The 308-nt window shown below is 56.2% G+C and carries 1 protein-coding gene; it reads right to left on the bottom strand.

Annotation, left to right across the window (positions count from 1 at the left end; genetic code table 11):
- Positions 1 to 230, bottom strand: a 230-nt coding sequence (locus tag DK254_RS00795) for a transposase (protein WP_146219544.1), incomplete at its 3' end; no start/stop codon positions are given.
- Positions 231 to 308 lie beyond the last annotated feature (78 nt).

Raw genomic sequence — 308 nt, forward strand, 5'->3', positions numbered from 1 at the left:
CGGATTCGATGGAAGTAGCCATACAGGTACAGCTTGAGCAAGTCGGCCGGATCATAGGCCGGACGTCCAACCTTGCTAGCTCGCGCCTTGCTGAAGCCCAGTCTGTGCAAATCCAGCCGCGCCACGTAGGCCTCGATCACGCGGACCAGATGTTCTTCGGGGACCAGTTCATCCAGACACACTGGAAACAAGCTGCCCTGATCACGCCCTTCACCGCGGATATAGCCCATAAACGACAATGCCCGTATCGATCGATACGGGCATTGTCTTGGGCTTGCACTCAGACTGCTAGGTTTTCACACAGTCTG

This window comes from Pseudomonas sp. RW407, assembly GCF_003176655.1.
Classification (GTDB): Bacteria; Pseudomonadota; Gammaproteobacteria; order Pseudomonadales; family Pseudomonadaceae; genus Pseudomonas; species Pseudomonas delhiensis.